This is a genomic window from Bradyrhizobium sp. (assembly GCF_016462955.1).
In the GTDB taxonomy this organism is placed as follows: Bacteria; Pseudomonadota; Alphaproteobacteria; order Rhizobiales; family Xanthobacteraceae; genus Bradyrhizobium.
The window spans coordinates 8802-9137 of the sequence record NZ_JAEMSD010000275.1; the positions used below are offsets into that span (position 1 = coordinate 8802).

A 336-nucleotide genomic window follows, 5' to 3' on the forward strand; every position below is an offset into this window, starting at 1 on the left:
GCGTCAGGCGGCGATCGGCCTCGCCGCGACATTCGCCACCGCGATCCTGCTGCTGAAGCTGCCGGTGGTCGCCCATGCCTTCGGTGCCATCAACGACGCGGTCGGCGCGATCTCTGCGGCCTCGCGCGCCGGCTCCGCCTTCGTGTTCGGCTATATCGGCGGCGGCGCCCTGCCGTTCGACCTGAAAGTGCCCGGCGCGGACTTCATCCTGGCCTTCCAGGCGCTGCCGATCGTGCTGGTGATGAGCGTGCTCACGACGCTGCTGTTCTACTGGCGGATACTGCCGCCCGTCGTCCGCGGCATATTCTTTGACTCACCGCCCGCCTCGGCACCGCC

1 protein-coding gene is annotated in these 336 nt (G+C 69.0%); it reads left to right on the top strand.

The annotated features are described in order from the left end of the window. Positions 1–336 (top strand): Na+ dependent nucleoside transporter N-terminal domain-containing protein (locus JHD07_RS24405; protein ID WP_291626694.1); only part of this gene is annotated, 336 nt, incomplete at both ends.